Origin of the sequence: Symmachiella dynata (genome assembly GCF_007747995.1) — a bacterium.
GTDB classification, from domain to species: domain Bacteria; phylum Planctomycetota; class Planctomycetia; order Planctomycetales; family Planctomycetaceae; genus Symmachiella; species Symmachiella dynata.
The window spans coordinates 6,063,804-6,084,143 of record NZ_CP036276.1; the positions used below are offsets into that span (position 1 = coordinate 6,063,804).

Genomic DNA, 20,340 nt, shown 5'->3' on the forward strand with positions numbered 1-20,340 from the left:
CCGCTAAGCTTGTCGCTTATTCACCACCGAACTATTCATCACCGAACAAAAATCGTATCCCGGACGAGGCTGGATCGCTCTGCGCCCATGTCCCGCCGTGAACCAACCCCCTTAATACGGGAGTCGGCGACCAACCGTCGATTCACAGAGAGCACACGCAACGTATGGCCCGCGATTTTCTTAAAGACGCCCGAGATCATTACGACGTGATCGTCATCGGCAGCGGATTGGCCGGTCTGACCTCCGCCAATATTCTGGCCCGCGCCGGACATTCGGTCTTGTTGCTTGAGCACCATTACCAACTTGGCGGAATGGCGACATGGTTCAAACGCGCCGGCGGCCACATTTTTGATATCTCACTGCACGGCTTTCCCGTCGGCATGATCAAAAGTTGCCGCAAGTATTGGACGCAGGAAATCGCTGATTCGATCGTGCAGCTCAAAGGCATTCGCTTTGAGAATCCGCAATTCTCATTGACGACGACTTTCAATCGCGAAGATTTCACCAAACTACTAATTGAAGAATTCAAAATCACCCCCGAGACCGTCACGCGGTTCTTCGACACGGCGCGGAAGATGAACTTCTTCGACGATCAAGCCAGAACCACGCGGGATTTATTCAACGAGTTTTTCCCCGGACGGGATGATGTCGTGCGGCTGCTGATGGAGCCGATCACCTACGCCAACGGTTCTACGCTCGAAGACCCCGCACTGACGTACGGTATTGTCTTCTCGAATTTCATGAGTAAAGGGGTCTTTACCTTTCGAGGCGGCACCGACCACCTAGTCAATCAAATGAAGGCCGAGATGTTGGCCAATGGCGTCGATTTGCGGATTCGCTGCCTGGTGGAAAAAATCGAAGTCTCCCCCGACCGCAAAGTCACCGGGGTTGTGGTGAATGGGCGACGCATTGGCTGCAACGCAATCGTCTCCAACGCCAACGTCAAATCGACAATCCTCAACCTTGTAGGCGAAGACAAGTTTGATAAGTCTTATGTCGAAGAGGTCAAAGCGGTTCGTCTGAACAACAGTAGCTGCCAAGTTTACATTGCTCTAAAACCGGGGGTTGGATTTGAGCCGTGCGGAGATTTGTTATTTCACTCCGAACACCGCGGATTCGATGTCGAAGCCATGCTCAGCCGCGATGTCAGCAGCCGGACGTTTTCGTTCTACTATCCCGAAACCCGCCCCGGCAGCGACCGGCATTTGATTGTCTCCTCGACAAACGCCAACTACAAGGATTGGGCGGAGTTGTCGGAAGAGGAATACCAAGCGGCCAAGCAGGACCTGTGCGACACCACGCTCGACTGCCTGAATCAATACGTGCCGGGCATCCACGAAAAAGTGGCGCACGTCGAAGCCTCAACACCGCGGACCTTCGAACACTATACCCGGCACATGCAGGGCGCATCGTTCGGAACCAAATTCGAAGGCCTCAAAGCCAGCAAGGAATTGTCCGAGCAAATCAGCGGCCTGTACCATGCCGGCTCCGTGGGCATCATCATGTCCGGCTGGCTGGGAGCGGTCAATTATGGCGTGATTACGTCCAATGAAGTTGATAAGTATTTGACACCGGCGATGACTTGATTTGAGTGGCCGGTGGCCAGAAGTAGTAGGCAGTAGACGGTAGGCAGTAGGCAGAAAGATATTGGTTGGGGCGTCCCTGGTCTTCCTCAAGCCTGTTCCCTCACGCCTCATGCCAATCGTCCCACAGCCTCATTCCCCCAACACAGAGGTTTTTTACCCCCGTGGATAGCTCTGAGATTGAAAAACTTATTCCGCATCGCGATCCCTTTTTGTGGATTGATCATGTGACCGAGATCACTGAGACGGGGATTCGGGCGACGAAAGTGATTGATCCGGCGCTGGATGTCTTTCGCGGGCACTATCCACACTTTCCGGTGTTGCCGGGCGTGTTGATTTTGGAGGCCTGTTTTCAAGCTGGGGCGATTTTCATTAGCCGCACCGCTGAGATCGATGCGGGGATGGTGCCGGTGGTGACCCGGGTGAACAACGTCAAATTCCGCCAAATGGTCCGTCCGGGAGACACGTTGGATATTGAAGCGGAATTGACCGAACGGCTTAGCAACGCCTATTTTTTCACCGCCAAGGCGACCGTTGCCGGCAAGGTCGCTGCTCGGGTCGAGTTCGCCTGTGCCGAAGCGCCGGCGGAATGATGGGCAGCGCCGACGCCCGGTGATACAATCCTTTGCCGGTGTCCCGTCATCCCACGGTTGTCACAAGATTCGAGCATTCCCATGGCCGACGATCCCAAGATCACTGCTGAAACCGTGAAACAGATGGCAGCTGAATTGCTCGCGCTGCCTCTAGACGAATCCGAACAGGAGATGGTTGCCGGACTGCTCAATTCGCTCCACAAGGACATGCGGGCGCTGCGGCGGTTGGATATCACCACGGCCGAACCGGCAACGCTCTATCGACCGGGGGACGGGCCGGGAGAAGGGGACGCATGATCTTTCAGCCTCCCCATGTGATTGAAATCGCAACCGCCGTACGCGAACGGCGGACACTGGCTCGCGAGATCATTGACGAAGCTCTCTCACGCATCTCCCGTTTTCAAGAACCGTTTCATCTGTTTACGGCCATCTTGCCCGAGCTGGCGCGGCAACAAGCCAAAGCCGTCGATGCCCGCGTGCTCAAAGGGGACGACTTACCGTTGGCCGGCGTGCCGTTTGCTGTCAAAGATTTGATCGACGTCGCCGGCGTGCCGACCACGTGTGGTTCGCAGGCGTTTGCGAATCACAAAGCGGCGGCCGATGCCACCGTTGTGAAGAAACTGGTCGACGCCGGAGCTGTGTTGTTGGGCAAGTTGAACATGCACGAATGCGCGTTCGGCTTTACGGGCGAAAATGCGATCTACGGCAATTGCCCCAACCCGTGGAACACCGAGCGGATTGCCGGTGGATCGAGCAGCGGGTCGGCGGTCGCGGTTTCACTGGGAATTTGCGGATTCACGTTGGGGTCCGATACCGGCGGTTCGATCCGCATGCCGGCGGCGCTGTGCAATCTGGTGGGCCTTAAACCGACTTACGGCCGCGTCAGCCGCGCGGGGGTGATCCCGCTGTCGTGGTCGATGGATCATATCGGCCCACTCGCACGCACAGCAGAGGAAACCGCGGTTGTGTTGGGGGCGATGGCCGGGGCGGATGGTCTCGATGAATCGAGCAGTTCCAGCGGTGTGCCGGATTACTCGGCCGAGTTAGGCCAAGAAATTCGCGGCCTAAAAATCGGCGTCCCCCGCAATTGGTTTTTCGATTCGCTGCAACCGCAGGTCGCCCAAGCGGTCACAACGGCGATTGATCGGATGACGGCGCTGGGAGCGAAGCGGGTGAAAGCCACCTTGCCGCACCTACCAGAAGTCCTCGGTGCGCATCGGGCCATTATCCTTTCCGAAGCGGCCAGTGCTTTTGAACCGTATCTGCGCGACCGGCCGGAAGATTTCTCGGTCGATATTCGCACGCTGCTGCAAGGGGGGCAATTCATTCCGGCGGTCGATTACCTCAAAGCCCAGCGGGTGCGGCGGATTGTGCGACGGGACTGGGCCAAGGAGTTTGCACGCTTTGATTGCCTAGCCACCCCCACATCGGCGACGGTGGCGACAAGTTACGGGCAATCGAAGGTCAAACTTCCCGGCGGCGACACGCCGTTGTTGAACGCCTATCTGGACATGACGATGCCGTTTAACCTCAGCGGCCAACCAGCGCTGACGGTCCCCTGCGGATTTTCCGACGACGATTTGCCGATCGGCCTACAACTGGTCGGCGCTCCCTTCCGCGAAGCCATGCTACTGCGCGTCGCACACCAATACCAACAAGAAACCGCCTGGCACCACCGCCAACCTCCACTGGGCTAATCGAATCCCAATCCCACGGCTCCGCCGACGTGCGCGGCGCTCATTCGTCCAATTTGAACCGGCTGGACAAACGGCGTTGCAATCGCCATTCGGCCTGTGAGGTCACGTTTGTATCGTACAACGAAACCACCTTTAGGTTTTCCAGCCAATACAAATGCTGCAAGCCTTCGTCAGATATCGAAGTTCCGGAAAGGAAAAGCTTCTGCAAATTGAACGACATGGAGAAATGCCCCAGTGCCTCGTCGTCGAACGCTTTGTCGCTCAACGACAAGACTTCTAAATGTTCGAATTGCGCAAGTTCTTTAAAGCTCCGGTGCGTTAGATTGCTTCGGTCAATCACAACGGTCCTGATTCCGTGGAGATCGTCCAGCGGAACAACGTAACGAATAAACACGGCGTCGGTTAGTTTCTCTTTTGGTGGGCCAGACCCCACACCCGAGATACTTGGCAACGTCCAAGCCCCCGATGTTCGAGGTTTTTTCCAACTCACTTGCTCCGGAGCATCAAACGGTTTCATCCACTCATCACCCACGACATCTCGCAACCATTGCGGGCCACCCTGATTGAATCCAACTCTCCCGCCATGCGCTTCAATCCCCGCCACCAACTGCCACGTGCGATAATACCTCCAACCAAAAGGCACCAACACCGCCGAGAGCAACAAACAAACCGCCAGCGCAATCAACCACCCCGGCCGGTGGAGCAGCCGCTTCCACAATCGCGTTTTCGGAGTTTCGTCGTTCATCTCCTCCGCCCCTCACCGCCGTGGCCGGCAGCTATTAATCGTCGGAAACATCCAACCCCGGCAAATGCCGCTGCAATTCCGAGACCCCTTCGTCGGTGACATCGGTGTTGGACAGCGACAGATCCGTGAGGTCCTTCAATCCCGACAAGTGCCGCAGGCCTTCGTCAGTGACGGATGTGCCTGAGAGATCGAGCGAACGCAGTTTGTAGGATTTTGAAAAATGTGACAAGGCGTCGTCGTCGAACGCCTTGTCCCACAAAACCAGAACTTCCAGTTGCTCGAATTGTCCCAGTTTTTCAAAACTCAGCTGTGTGAGATCGTTTTCCGTAAGCTCTAAAGACTTTATTCCAACAAGGTCGTTCAGGGGGAGGATATAGTCGAGAAACTGATCGTCACCAAGGGTTTCCCTTGGAGTCCAGGAGGAATTACGAGATTGAGAAGGGGTAGAAGCATCAAAAACAAGTCGAAACGAAGAGACGTGGTTGGGGGCATCGAAAGGTTTCATCCACTCATCTCCAACGATATTCCTCAACCAAGTCGGACCGCCCAGTTCAAAATTCACCGCCCCTCCACATGCTTCAATCCCCGCAACCAACTGCTGTGTGCGATAGTACCGCCAACCAAACGGCACCAACACCGCCGTGAGCAGTAAACAGACCGCCAACGCAATCAGCCAGCCGGGCCGGTGGAGGAGTCGCGTCCACCAGCGTGGTTTTGGTGATTGAGTATCCATTTGATTAGCCTTTTCGCCGCCGTTACCAACAGCGTTTAGTGGTTTGAAACCTTCAATGCTGGCAACCGCCTCTGTAATCCCAAGACTTCCTTGTCGGTGACGGATGTACCACCGAGGGAGAGACTACGCAGCTTTGATGCTGGGGAAAGATACCCCAACGCCTCGTCGTCAAAGGATTTTCCTGTAATTAAAAGAGCTTCCAAATCCTCGAATTGCAAGAATGCTTTAAAACTTCGGTGCGTCATTTGCTGCCTGCAAAGGGCAACACGTTTGAGGCCGTAGAGGTTGTTGAGGGGCACGACGTTCGTAAGGAAACCAGCATCATCAAAAACCCCTACCTTGTGGAATGGTCCCCCCGCAGATATCGGCGACGGCAATTGGCAATAGAGTTCGTTGGGAATATCCAACGGTTTCATCCACTCATCTCCAACAATATTCCTCAACCAAGTCGGACCACCTGGCTCAAATCCCACTCCCCCACCACATGCCTCAATCCCCGCCACCAACTGCTGCGTTCGATAGTACCGCCAACCAAACGGCACCAACACCGCAGCCAACAGTAAACTAACTGCCAGCACTGCCAACCAGCCCGGCCGGTGGAGGAGTCGCGTCCACCAGCGCGGTTTTGGGGTTTCGTCGTTCATCAAATCATTGTCCAGCCGAGTAAGTCGGATCGTTGAAAAACACTTCGATGTTTGAACCATCCGCCCGTGCGGTGCAGGCGCTGAAACGATCTTGCGTCATACCGCACCAAAGTATGCTGGTGGATCATATCGTACGGGGTGGAACAAACGCAAAAGTATTTCAGACTCCACCCGTTTCTTGACCAGCCGTGACGCCCATATTGCACTGTTAAAAAACTGCGGCGATTCCCATTTGTTTTCAGCGCAATTTCCCCCGATCTTGGTTATCATTCGCAGAGAACAATGGAGCGACTTATGTCGCGAACCAATGGAGAGCCTGCCAATCAGAAGTTGCCCAGTCCAGGGCCAATAAGTGAGATCTATGGAGTCCCAACCATGAAGTCGCTACTCGCTACCATCACCTCTGTAACTTTGGCCCTCATTACTTTCACAAGCGCTCAGGCACAGGATCCGTTGCCGTCTTGGAATGACGGTCCGGCTAAGCAAGCGATTCTTAACTTCGTGCAGGTCACCACCGACAAGTCCAGTCCGCAGTACGTGCCGATCGAACAACGGATCGCCACCTTCGACCAGGATGGCACGCTCTGGACCGAACACCCCATGTATACGCAGGTGGTCTATTGCTTGCAGCGCGTCCCGGCGGTCGTGAAGGCCAAGCCGGAATTAAAAAATGTCGAACCATTTAAAACGGTCCTTTCCGGCGACCGAGCCGCCATTGCCAAATTGCAGTTGAAGGACCTGGAGGCCATTCTTTTAGCAACGCTGTCGGGCATGACGACCGAGCAGTTTCAAAGCGAAGTGCAAGCGTGGCTTAAGACGGCCCGTCACCCGCAGTTTGATCGGCCATATACCGAGCTGGTCTTTCAACCGATGCTCGAAGTACTGAAGTATCTGCGGGCGCACGGGTACAAGACCTACATCGTCACCGGCGGCGGCCAGGATTTCGTCCGCGTCTACGCCGAACAGGTGTACGGGATTCCGCCCGAACAAGTGGTCGGCACAGTGGGGGAAACCAAGTACGGCTATGGCAAAGAGGGCCAGCCAATTCTGACCAAAGAGCCCAAGCTGATCCTCAATGACGACAAAGGGGGCAAACCGGAAGGCATCCACATGATGATCGGTCGTCGCCCGTTTGCCTCATTCGGCAATACTCCGGGCGATCAAGAGATGCTGGAATACACCACCGCCGGCGAGGGTGCTCGGCTGGGAATGCTGGTCCTGCACGACGATGCTAAGCGCGAGTATGCCTACGGTCCCGCCCAGGGACTGCCCGCAACAAAAGTCGGTACCTTCCCGCAAGCCCTGTACGACAAAGCGCATAAACGAGGATGGTTTGTGATCAGCATGAAAAACGACTGGAATCGCATTTACCCGTTTGACAAGTAGCCCCAAACAGACAACAACATCGATTCTAGCGCCGTAATGCGGCCGTTCTCTTTGGCCTGATCGAATACGTATGTTGTCATTCGGCTGGTTCTGTGGGGATGATTTGAGCCTGCCAAGCTGAGCGTTCAGCGACCATCTGGTCTCAAAACCCAAATTTCCGTGGGGAGAGTCTGCCCGCTGTTTTTACTGAGTCACTAGCCGCAAGCCGTTTGAATGAAACGGTTTGCGCTCTCGGGTTATTTTCTTTGCAGCTTACGGTACACAACTTGCGAGTGGTGTTGATTCCTAATGAGCCAGCCCTTCTTTAGATGTCCAACTTGTGGAATCGGGGCGGCAGGTTTTTGCCAATCAAAGGGGATCACCATGTTTTACCGTATCGCACTTTCAAGCGGCCTGGGGCTCGTTCTAACCGCGTTGGCTATTAGCTACAACAGCGACCACTCCGAACTTGCGGGCGCTGACGTGCCAGAAATGGCCGACGAAAATAATCGCTTGTCGCAGTCACTCGACACAGCGGATTCGAAACAGTCACAAGAAAATCAAAAAGCATTGCTCGCCGACCTCAAACAGGCACGCGCGGTTGTGCGTAAAATGCATGGATATGAGGCGCGTTTCATTCGCCAAATTCGTAAAGACGATGAACTGCGTGACCCGGAGGAGATTCACTTAAAACTGCGTCACCAACCCATGAGCGTTTATCTGCGTTGGGAAACGACCGGCAAAGAAGTGTTGTACGTCCAAGGTCAAAACGACGACAAACTGCTCGTCAAGCTTGATGAAGGTTTGCTGAGCTTTGCCGGAACGCTGGCGCTGCAACCCGACGAGAAAAAAGCGATGAGAGACTCGCGGTATCCAATTACAAAAATTGGTCTCCTGAAACTGGTGGAGCGCATGCTCCAAGAAAACAAAGGTTTGGAATTAGAAAAGACCACGTGTAAAATACACGATGAGCTTGTCGATGACATGGAGTGCGTTTGTTACACGATCGAATTCTCCGGACCTGAGGTGCACCCGGAATACTCCAAGACCGTGCTGCACATCTGTGAGGACTCAAAGCTGCCGGTCTGTATCGCCAGCTATGGATGGAATGACCGCAAACCAGGTGAACTCGTTGAACGGTATGAATACCGCGACCTCAAGCCTAGCCAGAACCTCACCGACAAGGACTTTGATCCAGCGAATGATGCTTATAACTTTGAATAGGCTGGAATGAACCAGATTGCGTAATCGTTTCATCTAACATTTGCAATTTGGTGATAGACTCACGAATTCCAAAATCAACATCGATATGGATTTGAGGTGCCCGATGGAAACTGCGAAACCGCAAGACAACGAATTGTTGGAACACCTGGAATCGTTAGAACGCAGCCTGGACGTGCCGCTCGTTCCAGGGGAATTGGGGCAATGGTTGGAAACGGTGCAAAGTGAATTGGAAAGTACAGTGCGTGTATTGCGCACGTGCATTGAGTCCAAACATTCCAAAGAATTCCAACAAATCGGCAGCGAAGACCCGGGACTTTTCGGGCGTGTCCGGGAAATGCAACAAACCGATCAAGAAAACCTCCAGCGATCCGCCGTCCTCCTCGCAAAACTGGCCAAACTCAAACCGCTTGCGGATGCAGTCGGGGCCGACGAAAAACAGCTCGAGAAACCGATTGAAAATGTCGTCAAGCACGGCTTGGAATTCGTGACGGAAGTCCGCAAGCAAGAAACGGTAATCGATACTTGGCTGTTGGAAGCGTATGATCGCGATCGTGGTGTCGGCGATTAATTGTCGGCACGATTGGCTCATTCGTAGCCTAAACCGCAGTGCATCATGCACCGCCTGCGCTTCGTCACAACTCAAAGATTCCTAATTCGTTTTACCATTCTCGCCTTGCGTAACAACAGGCTGGTGACATCGGTCTGCAATACGCCCTCTCCCCTTGCGCTCCCACCGGCTTCATCGCAGACCTCGACTTTTTGTTTGGCAGTCTCTCTGCCAGGGGTTAGACGATCTCCTCGTCGTGGCTGGGAGCGGTGCATTCTCACTTGCGGGTAAACAAGCCGCTCCCACCGTGCGCTGCCATACATAACGCCGCCTCGCCCGTGGATGCCGGTCGACCACATCGTACGCCGAACGATCAGCCGAACCATCGAATTGGCATGGTTTTGGGGGAATCGGGACTTTAATTCCGTTCGGCATCAATTGTGCAGAATTCATTGGCATCGAACGTCGCTGAGGGCAAGACGGTGACGAGAATTACCGGCCCACGCGACGGAATTTTAAATGTCTTAGCAATAGGTGAAAACATGTCGACTTCAATCAACCACGAGCCGATCCGCGCGGGAATATTTACAACCGTCGAAAACGCAGACCGCGCCGTCACCAAGTTGCTGGACGCCGGTTTTGAAAAAGAAGAAATCACGGTGATCTGTTCCGATGAAAGCAAGGAACAGCACTTCGGCTCAATGCGCCAAAGCGAGGGAATTTCCAAAACCGACCAACAGGGTGTGGGCAAGTCCGGAGTCATTGGCGGCGCGCTGGGGGCACTGGTCTCACTGGCCGGTGTGGCAACGACGGGGGGAATGGGAATCGTCGCCGTAGGCCCGATTTTCGCCGGCGGGCTAACGGGAACCTTGTTGGGGATTTTTGTGGGAAGTGGCGTCGAGAACGAACTGGCCCGCTTCTACGACCAGGAAGTGACCCAGGGGAATATTCTCGTCGCCGTCGACCTTCCAGACGACGACCCTCAAAAAGCGGGCCGTCTGAAACAGGCTGGCCAAATACTTGAAGAAAGTGGCGCCTCATCTTTGCCGTTGAGTGAAGGTTGAGCGAATCAGCGCACTCGATCGGGCAGTTCGACAATTTCACCCTTCTCGCACTTTGAGTTGAAATATCATGGATTCATTCACACATCACAACCTGTTGCAACTCGTCACTCACAGCGATGGCGTTAAGGCTTCGTTGTACATGCCCACCGTCCGCTCTGGCCGCGAGGTGCAACAAAACGCCGTCCGCTTCAAAAACCTGATCAAACAGGTCAAGCACAAACTCGATGAGCAAGCTGTGAACATAACGCAGATCGACGCACGCGTTGACGAGGCGTTGAAGTTGGCGGCAAATGATCAATGGTGGCAGCATCAAGGTGACGGTCTCGCCATGTTTTTTGCTGATGACTTGATGGAAACTTATCGCCTGTCTGCTGAGATGCCCGAATTGGTCCTGGTGGGTCAGCGGTTTCAGATCACGCCCTTGGTGCGGTTGTTGCAAGGGGATGGACAATTCCATGTCTTGGCAGTCAGTCAAAACAGTGTCCGTCTTTTTCGGTGTACGCGTTATGACATCACTGAATTGCAACCGGCCGAACTCCCCTCGGACCTACGTTCGGCTCTGAATATCGACGAATACACCAGCACTTTGCAGCACCATACCGCGGGTGCCTCGCGGGCGTCTGGGGGAACGATCTTCCATGGGCAAGGAGCGGCTGACCTGGATGTCCAAAAGAACAACGAAATCTCGCAATACTTCCAGGTCATCAACCGAGCGCTGAGTAACTATTTCAACGACGATCGCGTACCGCTCGTGTTTGCCGGCGTCGAATATCTGTTTCCGATATTTCGTGAGACGTGTAAGCACAAAGGCATCTTCGACGAGCCGGTCGCAGGCAATCCCGATGATGTCTCCGCTAAGCAATTGCATACGGCAGCGTGGCGACTCGTTGAACCGATGTTTTTACGCGATCGTGAATCTGCGCTGACGCAGTTCAATAAGTTTGTCGCCAATGAAAAAACAACGACCAAGCTGAACCAGATTGTGAGTGCGGCACAAGAGGGGGCGATCGAGACCTTATTGCTGGCCGAAGATGAGCAGTTGTGGGGCCTGCCGGGCGACTCCGGAGCAGTTGCCAGTCAAGTGGAAATAAAAAAGGAAGAACTTCTAAACTACTCGGCCGTGCTAACACTCGCCACCGGCGGGACGGTTTATACGTTGCCCAAACATCGGATGCCTCAAGAACAACGGTTAGCGGCAATATTACGTTTTCTGTCCAGATAGCCACGGCCATCTCTATCCCGAATTCTCAATAGATCCAAAACGCTAGACCCAGTTTCAAAACCCGGTTGCGCCTGTTCGAGATCCTAGAATACAAGTGCGTGCCTGACGCGTCAGAGGGTTTTGAAACCAGTTGCAAGGAGCACGAGATGAAACTCATAGACATCATGACCAAGAACGTCGAAGCCGTTTCGGTGGAAACCACAATATCAGCAGCCGCAAACGTCATGGCGCGGCACGACATTGGTTTTCTACCAGTCATCGAAGGGGACAAATTGGTCGGAACCATTACTGATCGCGACATCGTTGTCCGGGGTCTGGCCGAGAACAATAATCCGACTACAACCCCAGTCAACGAAATCATGACGAAGTGCCTAGAGACATTGTCACCCGATGAGGATGTCGAACAGGCGGCGGCACTGATGCAAGAAAAGCAGATTCGCCGTTTGGTACTGCAAGATCGCGATGGCCGCTACGTGGGCGTCGTGTCGTTGGGCGACATCGCTCAACACGCACACGATTGGAAAATGTCCGGTGAGTCGCTCGATAAAATTTGCGAGCCGGTGGCAACTGGTCCGTGACGATGGGCAGCAGACGAATCGGCATATCTCGGGTTCCGTTCACCCGAGTCTCGTTCACCAAGCAGTCAATGGAGTTAATAATCATGGGTATTTATGTCATTGCGAAAAAAAATGTTACTGAGCTTCAGACAGCGGTTTTCTACGCTGACGACGATGGTCAAGAAGAAGCGGTTGCTGTGTTCACAAACGACGATCGGGCACACGTCTACATCACCGATTCCGATTGGGACCAAACAGAAACCATTGCCGAGTTGACACCCATTGATTTCCTGCAATGGCTCACCTCGATTCACAGCAAAGGGACCCACTATTTAGCTGTCAATCCTGTCCGCGACGATCAGGAACAAGGGATTGCCCAACCGGTGCTGAACATCGAAGAACTGTTGTCGGAGTTGGCGGCCGCTTTAGAAGGCAAACTCAAAGCCCCCGCCCCGCCCCCACAAATGCAAACCCACGAAGTCGAGATCTACCATTGCGAAAAATGTGGCGAGGTCCTGCGGCAGCCGTCAGGTCGCGCAGTCCCAGCCTGTTGTGATCAGGAAATGCAAAAGCCAGCCGTTGACAAAGTAACAACGCCCCGTAGCGGGAAGGTCCCCAGCGCCTGAGTTTTCAAAATCACCGCTGTCCACTTACCGGCTTTAGGGTGTGCTCTCAGACCACCAACCGTTGGTCGGCAACTATCAAAAACTGAGAGACGTCCACAAAGGAGGACCTGATGAACCATCTGAAACATCGACATCCCAAGAGTCGGTCATTTTTTCCCCACTTCCGCTTCTCCAATTGGCACGAAACGATTGTTTTCGCGGTAGGACTCGCCATCTTAGGCACGCCGTTTCTGCTGGGAGATGAGTTGCGAGAGGCAGACACTGCTGCCAACACTCCGAGGCGTGGATTGGCTGACAGTGAAGTCACCGTCGACAACGACGGAAAAGGTCTCCATGAGGGGCCAGTGAAATTTGACTCCGAGAAGGACTCATCCAAAACCGCCTGGATTTTTCGCACCAGTGCTATTGTTAACACCCCCGTCGTTGGCGAGTCGGGGCAGGCTTTGGGGCATGTTGATGAACTGGTGATAAACGCTCGTAACGGCGACGTGCGCTATGCAGCTGTGGAATTGCCCAAGCTGCTCGGTCGTGAAAAACTGCTGGCGATCCCCTGGAACTCGCTTGTGCTGCATAGAAACGAAGATGGTCGCCTGCACTTCGTCGTCAATATCCCCCTCGAAAAACTAAAGAAGGCGCCAGGATTCGACCGGGAGCATTGGCCAAACGTGGGCAATCGCAAGTGGGCCGATGAGATCGCCGTTTACTACGGGGTTATCATCAAAGAAGGAGATTTGAAGTCGAATTTCGGGACAGACGTTAAACCGCTCGATCAGGTCCCCTACTTAATCCGTTCAAAACAGATGCTCGACATGCCGATCAACGATTCCCAGTGTGAGACGGTCGGCCATGTTCGCGATCTGTTGGTGGATTTCGCGACTGGCTCAGCCCGTTATGCCATTTGCTCCCGCGAAGAGAAAAACAAACAGCACAAGTTGTTTGCCATCCCGTTATTCGTTTTAAAGTTTCAAAACGGCTCGCAGTCGCCGCATTTTGTTCTAACCATGGAACGCGAACGCCTTGCGGAAGCGCCTAGCTTTGAAAAATCAGCATGGCCCAACATCCGCGAACCAATGTGGTCTCAATATATCGATGCATTTTATCAAGCCAATCTCAAAGCCAATTAACGGTTGCTGCGCAAGCAGAGCCAACGGGAGGGTCACGAGTTGTTCTATCGGTGTCACTTTAGTCCACAATCATCCCCAAGACTGTTGCCCGCGGTTTTTCAGCGGAGCATTGCAATCGACACCCACCGGTACGCCTACCGCTGCATGGTAAACGTTCTGGCATGTGTGGTCGCTATGATTGCATTGTCCACACACGGTCTTTCGGCACAGGAAACCGAGGCAATCGACCAAGCACAGCCCGCCGACCCACAGCCACCGGTCGAAGAACCCCAGACCGACGAGGCGACACTCGCCACGCCTGACAAAGTCAATGTGGAGCAAATCGTAGGTGACGACGCGATTGAAGCGAGACTGCAACGGATCCTCGAAGCGACGGAATGGTTTGAAAACCCGCAAGTCCAAGTCGAAGATGGAATTGTCTTTCTCGCCGGATCGACGCAAAACGAGAAGTATCGCGAATGGGCTGGGAAGGTCGCCGGCAACACGCAAGACGTCGTTGCTGTCGTCAATCGCGTCAATGTTGTGACTCCCTCAATCTGGGATATGTCTCCCATGTGGGTGGTTTTAAAGGATCTCACCCGCACCACTGTGCAATCCATACCGTTGCTCATCATTGCTGTGCTCATTCTCGGCATCACATGGATACTTCTGAAACTCACAGTGCTTATCGCCGACAAATCTGTGCTGAAACGTGTGGACAACAATCTCTTGCGCGAGGTCGCGCGCAAGGCGTTGGCCATCCCGGTTGCTTTGGTGGGTCTGTATCTGGTGTTAAAGGTTTCCGGCATGACCCGCCTAGCAATGACGGTTCTTGGCGGGACCGGCCTGGTTGGACTTGTAATTGGCTTTGCATTTCGGGATATCGCCGAAAACTTTTTGGCCAGCATTTTGTTGAGCGTGCAAAACCCGTTTCGCTATGGCGATCTCATCGAAGTGGCCGGCTATCTGGGATATGTCCAACGCGTTAACACCCGGGGAACGTTGTTGATGACCATGGAAGGCAATCATGTACAAATTCCGAACTCGACAATCTACAAGGAAACCATCAAGAATTATTCAGCGAACCCCAATTGCCGTTTCGATTTCGGCATTGGAATTGGATACGACGTACCGATTACGCGCGCTCAAGAAGCTGCAATGAATATCCTCGCCGACCATCCCGCTGTCTTGAAGGACCCCGAGCCGCAGGTACTCGTGGAAAAACTCGGTGCTGCGACTGTGAACTTGCGAGTATTTGCTTGGGTGAATGCGCAGAAGCATAGCTGGATTAAAGTCAGGTCGTCTCTGATCCGCTTAGTCAAAAGCGGCTTTGAAAGTCAGGGATTTGAAATGCCCGATGAACAGCGCGAAGTCATCTTTCCCAATGGTGTCCCGATTCTTGGAGCGGTAACAGCCTCCCAAGATGACGATCCGCACAAATTGCCAGAATCCCGTGGCAATGGTCAGCCTCAGCGGCTAGTCGCAACTGAATCCGAACAACTGACAAACTCAGCCGAGGGCGCGTTGGCCAGTGAAGAAGAAACAGTCAGGCAACAGGCGCGTCAGTCACGTGACCCAGAAGATGGAAGCACTGACCTCCTCGAAACCCAAGCCAAAGTATCGCCGCAAAATCCATAATCTGGCCAATCCGCAGCCCAGGTGGTCATGGCCCTTCCCCTCAATGAAAGCTGGTCTATAACCATCCCAGCAGCTATTGAATCCCCTGTATTAATGATGCTGACGATCGCTTAGCGGGAACCGACTAGTCCGCCTTGATGTATTCCTCGATTTACCTTTGATTGTTGCTGGCAAAAAAGTTGCATAAAATGAGTATGCCCGATTAAGAACCGGCCGGTCGCCGTCAGGAGAATTGAATACAAAGGGTTCGCATGTCTGAATTGCACACAAACAAAGCGTCGTGGCCGGCGGATTGGCTGCGATTTGTACGTGGGTTTCTTGCCAATCCCAATAAGGTGGCCTCCATCGTGCCGAGCTCACAATATCTGCAGCACCGGATTAGTTTGCTGCCGTGCGTTCAATCAGCAGAATTTGTTATCGAACTCGGCCCGGGCACGGGCGAAACTACGTTGGCCTTGCTCCGCCGGATGCCGCCAACGAGTCAGTTGTTGTGCATCGAGATCGTTCCTGAATTTGTCGAACATTTACAGCAGATCCGCGATCCGCGACTGAATGTCGTTCAGGGGAATGCTTTAGACCTTGCCGAGATTTTGGCCGAGCGGAATTTACCGATGCCCAATACCGTTGTTTCCGGGATTCCCTTTTCTCACCTTTCGCTGACAGAAGGCCGGGAATTGGTACGGATCATCCATTCTGTTCTTGCTCCGCAAGGCACGTTTCTCGCCTACCAATTTCGCGACCGAATCAGTGAACTGGCCGACGAAGTCTTCGGCGAACCCCAGACTTCGTTCGTTTTCTGGAACATTCCACCACTGCGCATCTGGCAATGGGAAAAGTCCAGTCAAAGCCCCCCAATTGCAGCTCCCAAATATCATGAATCCGTTCCCATGGCTAGCATCAATGATCTGACCTAAAGCGAGCGGCGACAGTGTCATCTATTCGCTTACACCACCTATATGAGAACAAACTGATTCCTCCAACCAGCTTGCCATGAGTTATTGCATGACCGGAACGATACCGTTTGGTGAAGTTTTGGATGTCCAAAAAGTGGACATCCAGAATTCAATGGCGTTCGGCCAGAATCAGATTTTCCCTTGGGATGTGTGGTCTGTTTTGTCAGACAGTTGTACTTGAATTACCCCGTTTTCAATCAGCAGCAGTCTTTCCAGCACTGCACTCGAATCGGACGTGAGTATTTTATGAATTCGTTGGAATCGATTTCTCAGGAGCGATAGAATTAGGGGAGTGGGCCCTCTTGAATATGTGGGATCTCTTTGCTGAAAATGCGCCGCCAATGAAAATCAAACCACGGTCCACCTTCGCCAGCTACGGTTTGGCGGTAGTCTTCACAGGACTGGCCACGGGACTACAACTTCTGGCTCATCCCTATTTTGGTGGTGCTGTCCCATACATTCCCTTTTGTCTAGCGGTTTTTGCTACTGCCTTAATAGCCAAAGCGGGCCCCACGTTACTTGCTATTCTCTTGAGCGACCTGGCAGTCCTTGCTTGGTTTCTTCCGCCGCCAGATTCGCTTCTTCCGGCCGACACAGCTGGTTGGCTGGGATTGATGCTCTTCAGTCTCTTCGGAATCTGTGTGGCGATTTTGAGTGACGGAAGAAGACACAAAACGGAGCAATTCCAAGGTGAACGCGAACGTTTCTTGGCCACGCTCTCGAGCATTGAAGATGGCGTGATCGTCACGGACAGCAACGGGCAGGTCACATTCCTCAACACCGTGGCGGAAGGCATCACAGGCACAGGCAACGCTGCTGCACAGGGAAAGCCGCTGGATGTCATTTTTCGCTTGATCAACGAATCATCTCGACAGCCAATTGAGAATCTCGTCGACAGGGCAGACAGGGAGGGGCACGATATCGGTCTGTCCGATCAGAGTCTGTTGATCGCGGACGATGGCACGGAAAAAGCGATTGAAGGGACTGTCGCCCCCATCCGCACTCAAGTCGGAAAATTTGCTGGGTGCGTGATTGTGTATCGGGACGTGACCGAGCGGCGACGACTGGAACGGGAAGGCGCAACAAGCGTAGAGACCTCCCGGCTCTTGGCAGCCATCATCACATCTTCAAATGATGCGATCATCAGCAAGTCACTGGATGGCATGATTCAGAGTTGGAACACCGCCGCCGAGCGAATCTTTGGTTTTACTGCAGAGCAGGCAATCGGTCACCACATTTCCATTTTAATCCCCGCCGAACGAGCCGAAGAAGAAAACCGGATTATTGCCCAATTGCGAAAAGGGCAGCGTGTCGAGCATTTCGATACGGTACGGCTCAGGAGCGACGGCCAAAGGGTTTTCGTTTCGCTGACAATATCTCCGGTCAGAAATGCAGAAGGGCAAATTATCGGGGCCTCTAAGATCGCCAGAGACATCACCAAACAGAAGAAGGCTGAGGAGCGACTGCGAGAAAGCGAAGAACGATTTATCCAGCTGGGGAATGCCATCCCTCAGATGGCGTGGATGGCCCAGCCGGATGGACACATCGATTGGTATAACGACCGCTGGTACGAATATACCGGCACGACGTTTCAGGAGATGGAAGGTTGGGGTTGGCAAAGTGTGCCTGCCCCTAACGTGTTGCCAGAAGTCATGCAGCGCTGGCAGAAGGCTTTAGAATCTGGCGAACCGTTTAACATGGTCTTTCCCTTACGGGGAGCAGATGGCGAGTTCCGGCCGTTTCTCACTCAGGTTCTGCCGTTTCGCAATGGCGAAGGCAAGATCACCCGTTGGTTTGGGACGAACACAGACATCAGTGCGATCAAGCGGACCGAAGACGAACTGCGCGAAGCGCGCTCGCGTCTCGAATCCACCTTAGCGGCAGCTGAGATTGGAACCTGGGAGTTTGACGCGGTCAAGAACACTGTTCGAGCCGACCCCAACCTGGCACGCATGTTTGACGTGAGTCTTGAAGACGAGGCCAGCAATGCGCTTGAAAGTTATCTCAAGGCAATCCATCCCGATGATCAGAAACGGGTCACAGAAGGAATCGAACAGGCAATAAAAGCAGGATCAACTTACGAAAACGAATTTCGGATCGTTGGCAGTGGTAATGAAGTTCGCTGGGTTGTCGCTCGTGGTCGAGTGGAACGTGACAACACCGGGCAGGCGATCCGCCTCCCTGGTGTCGCGATGGATATTTCAGAGCGCAAGCAGGTTGAAAAAGCACTCCAAGAAAGCAAAGAACAATTTCGCTTAGCACTCGATTCCGCTGAACTTGGCACTTGGAGTGTCAATCCAGCCACCTATCATCTCACCTGTGACGAGCGGTTCCGTATCATTTTTCACGGCTGCGCCGATCCCATTACTTACGACCAGGCAATTGCCGCCATCCATCCCGACGATCAACAGCGGATCCGCGATGCTGTGGCAAAGGCAATTCGTCCCGATAACCCGGCTCGTTACGCTCAAGAATACCGGATTGTACAACCAAACGGGACCAATCGCTGGGTGTTTGCTAAAGGACGTGCAAACTTTGAGCCAACCGACGCGGGGCAGCGACTCGTCAGCTTCGACGGTACATTGATGGACATCACTCAGCAGCGGAAAATGCAGGAGGAACTCCGTGAGCTTGCGTCCCGTTTGGCCGAAACCGACCGTCGTAAAGATGAGTTTTTGGCGACGTTGGCCCATGAACTTCGTAATCCGCTGGCCCCGATTCGTACTGGGCTGGAGATCATGAAGTCCGTGATGGACGACCCCGAAACCATGGAAGACATTCGCTGCACGATGGAACGGCAGACGCAGCAGTTGATCATGTTGGTCGACGATCTCCTTGACGTGTCACGTATCAGCAAAGGTAAGCTCAAACTTCGCAAGTGCCGGGTCAAACTGGCCGATGTCATCCAGAGTGCGGTCGAAGCTTCGAATTCTTTCATTGACGAGTCCAACCACAAACTGATTACGGACATTCCCTCAGAGCCAATCTACTTGAATGCCGACCCAAATCGTTTGGCGCAGGTCGTGTCCAATCTGCTCAACAACAGTATCAAATATACTCCCGAAGGCGGACGCATTCGATTGTCCGCAGAGCGGCAAGAAAATGATGTCGTTGTTTCGGTTGAGGACAACGGCCTCGGTATTCCTGCCGAGATGCTCGACCGCATTTTCGAGATGTTCGCCCAGATCGACCGTCCACAAGAGAAAGGCTACACGGGGCTCGGCATTGGTCTTTCCCTCGTCAAATCACTGGTCGAGTTGCACCAGGGCCAGATCGAAGTTCACAGCGAAGGCATTGGCAAAGGCAGTCTCTTCAGTGTTCGACTACCTATCCACATCGAAACGCATGCCGAAGAACCAACCTTGTCTCGGATCGACCAGACCGCCACGGAAAGCACCAACCGAAAAGTGCTGGTCGTGGACGACAACAAAGCAGGTGCGAAGATGTTGAGTATGATCGTTAAAATGCTCGGCAACGACGTCCGCAAGGCCTACGATGGACAAGAAGGGATTGAAGTCGCCGAAGACTTTCTGCCGGATGTCATCCTGATGGACATTGGTATGCCCAAAATGAACGGCTACGAAGCTGCCCGCTACATACGCCAACAACCGTGGGGCAATAAGATCATGTTGGTTGCCCTAACGGGGTGGGGTCAGGATGAAGACAAACAGAAAACGAAAGCAGCAGGTTTTGACCACCACTTGGTCAAACCCGCCGAGCCAGCTGCCATTCAGGAATTGCTTGAAAACGTCAACTCGAATCCCAAACCATGAAAATATTGCAGCGGAGAGAATTGCATGAGTTTAGAACAAGATTTGCCACCCTCATCCGATGAAGAACGCCCAGAAACACTTCGGCGACTCGCACACGACATCAAATCCTATCTCGGCGTCGTGACGATGGGGATGCAAGCCTTGGAATTAGTACGGGAGGACCCCGAAGAATTTGCGGAGATACACAAATCGATTGAGGAGGAGGGAGTTGAACCCTTGAAGGCGATCGTGGCTCAGATTGTCGATCTTGCTCTTTCGGAAACAGGCTGATTG

General features: G+C 53.5%; 19 protein-coding genes. 16 read left to right on the plus strand and 3 right to left on the minus strand.

The features are described 5' to 3' along the window. Positions 1 to 164 precede the first annotated feature (164 nt). From Mal52_RS23060 to Mal52_RS23075, 4 genes are all read left to right on the plus strand, one after another. Positions 165 to 1,586, plus strand: a complete 1,422-nt coding sequence (locus Mal52_RS23060) for a phytoene desaturase family protein (RefSeq protein ID WP_145378875.1) — start codon at positions 165 to 167, stop codon at positions 1,584 to 1,586. 161 nt (positions 1,587 to 1,747) lie between these two features. Beyond that, positions 1,748 to 2,176 carry a 3-hydroxyacyl-ACP dehydratase FabZ gene (gene fabZ, locus Mal52_RS23065; protein ID WP_145378876.1) on the plus strand — a complete coding sequence of 143 codons (429 nt, stop codon included), beginning with the start codon at positions 1,748 to 1,750 and terminating at the stop codon, positions 2,174 to 2,176. 81 nt (positions 2,177 to 2,257) lie between these two features. Next, positions 2,258 to 2,473, plus strand: coding sequence for a hypothetical protein (locus Mal52_RS23070; protein ID WP_145378877.1), 216 nt, complete (start codon positions 2,258 to 2,260; stop codon positions 2,471 to 2,473). After that, positions 2,470 to 3,873: an amidase gene (locus Mal52_RS23075; protein WP_145378878.1), complete on the plus strand. Its 1,404-nt coding sequence runs from the start codon at positions 2,470 to 2,472 to the stop codon at positions 3,871 to 3,873. Before Mal52_RS23070 ends, Mal52_RS23075 begins: the two co-directional genes overlap by 4 nt. A 40-nt stretch (positions 3,874 to 3,913) precedes the next feature. Here Mal52_RS23075 and Mal52_RS23080 read toward each other — a convergent pair whose 3' ends face one another. Genes Mal52_RS23080 through Mal52_RS23090 form a run of 3 tightly spaced genes read right to left on the minus strand, consistent with a single transcriptional unit; the run spans position 3,914 to position 6,055 of the window. Then, positions 3,914 to 4,618, minus strand: a complete 705-nt coding sequence (locus Mal52_RS23080) for a hypothetical protein (RefSeq protein ID WP_145378879.1) — start codon at positions 4,616 to 4,618, stop codon at positions 3,914 to 3,916. A gap of 34 nt (positions 4,619 to 4,652) precedes the next feature. After that, positions 4,653 to 5,351 carry a leucine-rich repeat domain-containing protein gene (locus Mal52_RS23085; RefSeq protein WP_145380757.1) on the minus strand — a complete coding sequence of 233 codons (699 nt, stop codon included), beginning with the start codon at positions 5,349 to 5,351 and terminating at the stop codon, positions 4,653 to 4,655. A gap of 35 nt (positions 5,352 to 5,386) precedes the next feature. Beyond that, positions 5,387 to 6,055, minus strand: coding sequence for a hypothetical protein (locus tag Mal52_RS23090; protein ID WP_145378880.1), 669 nt, complete (start codon positions 6,053 to 6,055; stop codon positions 5,387 to 5,389). 315 nt (positions 6,056 to 6,370) lie between these two features. Between Mal52_RS23090 and Mal52_RS23095 the strand changes: the two genes are divergently transcribed. The 12 genes from Mal52_RS23095 to Mal52_RS23150 all read left to right on the plus strand — a co-directional run bounded on the left by Mal52_RS23095 (position 6,371) and on the right by Mal52_RS23150 (position 20,337). Further along, positions 6,371 to 7,381 carry an HAD family hydrolase gene (locus Mal52_RS23095; RefSeq protein WP_145378881.1) on the plus strand — a complete coding sequence of 337 codons (1,011 nt, stop codon included), beginning with the start codon at positions 6,371 to 6,373 and terminating at the stop codon, positions 7,379 to 7,381. Positions 7,382 to 7,669: 288 nt separating this feature from the next. After that, positions 7,670 to 8,584 (plus strand): DUF1571 domain-containing protein, encoded by a 915-nt coding sequence (locus tag Mal52_RS23100; protein WP_145378882.1) that lies wholly within the window; start codon positions 7,670 to 7,672, stop codon positions 8,582 to 8,584. Between the two features lie 103 nt (positions 8,585 to 8,687). Next, complete coding sequence (locus Mal52_RS23105) at positions 8,688 to 9,152, plus strand: hypothetical protein (protein ID WP_145378883.1); 465 nt, start codon at positions 8,688 to 8,690, stop codon at positions 9,150 to 9,152. Positions 9,153 to 9,673: 521 nt separating this feature from the next. Beyond that, on the plus strand, positions 9,674 to 10,195 hold the full coding sequence (locus Mal52_RS23110) for a hypothetical protein (RefSeq protein ID WP_145378884.1): 522 nt from the start codon (positions 9,674 to 9,676) through the stop codon (positions 10,193 to 10,195). A gap of 67 nt (positions 10,196 to 10,262) precedes the next feature. Next, positions 10,263 to 11,417, plus strand: a complete 1,155-nt coding sequence (locus tag Mal52_RS23115; protein ID WP_145378885.1) for a baeRF3 domain-containing protein — start codon at positions 10,263 to 10,265, stop codon at positions 11,415 to 11,417. Between the two features lie 146 nt (positions 11,418 to 11,563). Continuing rightward, positions 11,564 to 11,995, plus strand: coding sequence for a CBS domain-containing protein (locus Mal52_RS23120; protein WP_145378886.1), 432 nt, complete (start codon positions 11,564 to 11,566; stop codon positions 11,993 to 11,995). Between the two features lie 83 nt (positions 11,996 to 12,078). Beyond that, complete coding sequence (locus Mal52_RS23125) at positions 12,079 to 12,600, plus strand: hypothetical protein (RefSeq protein WP_145378887.1); 522 nt, start codon at positions 12,079 to 12,081, stop codon at positions 12,598 to 12,600. A gap of 110 nt (positions 12,601 to 12,710) precedes the next feature. Further along, positions 12,711 to 13,724: a PRC-barrel domain-containing protein gene (locus Mal52_RS23130; RefSeq protein WP_145378888.1), complete on the plus strand. Its 1,014-nt coding sequence runs from the start codon at positions 12,711 to 12,713 to the stop codon at positions 13,722 to 13,724. Between the two features lie 174 nt (positions 13,725 to 13,898). Beyond that, on the plus strand, positions 13,899 to 15,341 hold the full coding sequence (locus Mal52_RS23135; protein WP_197534410.1) for a mechanosensitive ion channel family protein: 1,443 nt from the start codon (positions 13,899 to 13,901) through the stop codon (positions 15,339 to 15,341). Between the two features lie 251 nt (positions 15,342 to 15,592). Next, positions 15,593 to 16,255, plus strand: a complete 663-nt coding sequence (locus Mal52_RS23140) for a class I SAM-dependent methyltransferase (protein WP_145378890.1) — start codon at positions 15,593 to 15,595, stop codon at positions 16,253 to 16,255. 380 nt (positions 16,256 to 16,635) lie between these two features. Continuing rightward, positions 16,636 to 20,067 carry a hybrid sensor histidine kinase/response regulator gene (locus tag Mal52_RS23145; protein WP_197534412.1) on the plus strand — a complete coding sequence of 1,144 codons (3,432 nt, stop codon included), beginning with the start codon at positions 16,636 to 16,638 and terminating at the stop codon, positions 20,065 to 20,067. A 24-nt stretch (positions 20,068 to 20,091) separates the two neighbouring features. Continuing rightward, positions 20,092 to 20,337, plus strand: coding sequence for a hypothetical protein (locus Mal52_RS23150; protein WP_145378892.1), 246 nt, complete (start codon positions 20,092 to 20,094; stop codon positions 20,335 to 20,337). Positions 20,338 to 20,340: the final 3 nt, after the last annotated feature.

Excerpts from the sequence above, each read along its gene's own strand:
- Mal52_RS23060 (WP_145378875.1), top strand. The coding sequence starts at position 165 with ATGGCCCGCGATTTTCTTAAAGACGCCCGAGATCATTACGACGTGATC.
- Mal52_RS23140 (WP_145378890.1), top strand. The coding sequence starts at position 15,593 with ATGTCTGAATTGCACACAAACAAAGCGTCGTGGCCGGCGGATTGGCTG.
- Mal52_RS23095 (WP_145378881.1), top strand. The coding sequence starts at position 6,371 with ATGAAGTCGCTACTCGCTACCATCACCTCTGTAACTTTGGCCCTCATT.
- Mal52_RS23080 (WP_145378879.1), bottom strand. The coding sequence starts at position 4,618 with ATGAACGACGAAACTCCGAAAACGCGATTGTGGAAGCGGCTGCTCCAC.
- Mal52_RS23090 (WP_145378880.1), bottom strand. The coding sequence starts at position 6,055 with ATGGTTCAAACATCGAAGTGTTTTTCAACGATCCGACTTACTCGGCTG.
- Mal52_RS23070 (WP_145378877.1), top strand. The coding sequence starts at position 2,258 with ATGGCCGACGATCCCAAGATCACTGCTGAAACCGTGAAACAGATGGCA.
- Mal52_RS23135 (WP_197534410.1), top strand. The coding sequence starts at position 13,899 with ATGATTGCATTGTCCACACACGGTCTTTCGGCACAGGAAACCGAGGCA.
- Mal52_RS23110 (WP_145378884.1), top strand. The coding sequence starts at position 9,674 with ATGTCGACTTCAATCAACCACGAGCCGATCCGCGCGGGAATATTTACA.
- Mal52_RS23145 (WP_197534412.1), top strand. The coding sequence starts at position 16,636 with ATGAAAATCAAACCACGGTCCACCTTCGCCAGCTACGGTTTGGCGGTA.
- Mal52_RS23125 (WP_145378887.1), top strand. The coding sequence starts at position 12,079 with ATGGGTATTTATGTCATTGCGAAAAAAAATGTTACTGAGCTTCAGACA.
- Mal52_RS23150 (WP_145378892.1), top strand. The coding sequence starts at position 20,092 with ATGAGTTTAGAACAAGATTTGCCACCCTCATCCGATGAAGAACGCCCA.
- Mal52_RS23130 (WP_145378888.1), top strand. The coding sequence starts at position 12,711 with ATGAACCATCTGAAACATCGACATCCCAAGAGTCGGTCATTTTTTCCC.
- Mal52_RS23115 (WP_145378885.1), top strand. The coding sequence starts at position 10,263 with ATGGATTCATTCACACATCACAACCTGTTGCAACTCGTCACTCACAGC.
- Mal52_RS23075 (WP_145378878.1), top strand. The coding sequence starts at position 2,470 with ATGATCTTTCAGCCTCCCCATGTGATTGAAATCGCAACCGCCGTACGC.
- Mal52_RS23105 (WP_145378883.1), top strand. The coding sequence starts at position 8,688 with ATGGAAACTGCGAAACCGCAAGACAACGAATTGTTGGAACACCTGGAA.
- Mal52_RS23085 (WP_145380757.1), bottom strand. The coding sequence starts at position 5,351 with ATGGATACTCAATCACCAAAACCACGCTGGTGGACGCGACTCCTCCAC.
- Mal52_RS23120 (WP_145378886.1), top strand. The coding sequence starts at position 11,564 with ATGAAACTCATAGACATCATGACCAAGAACGTCGAAGCCGTTTCGGTG.
- Mal52_RS23100 (WP_145378882.1), top strand. The coding sequence starts at position 7,670 with ATGAGCCAGCCCTTCTTTAGATGTCCAACTTGTGGAATCGGGGCGGCA.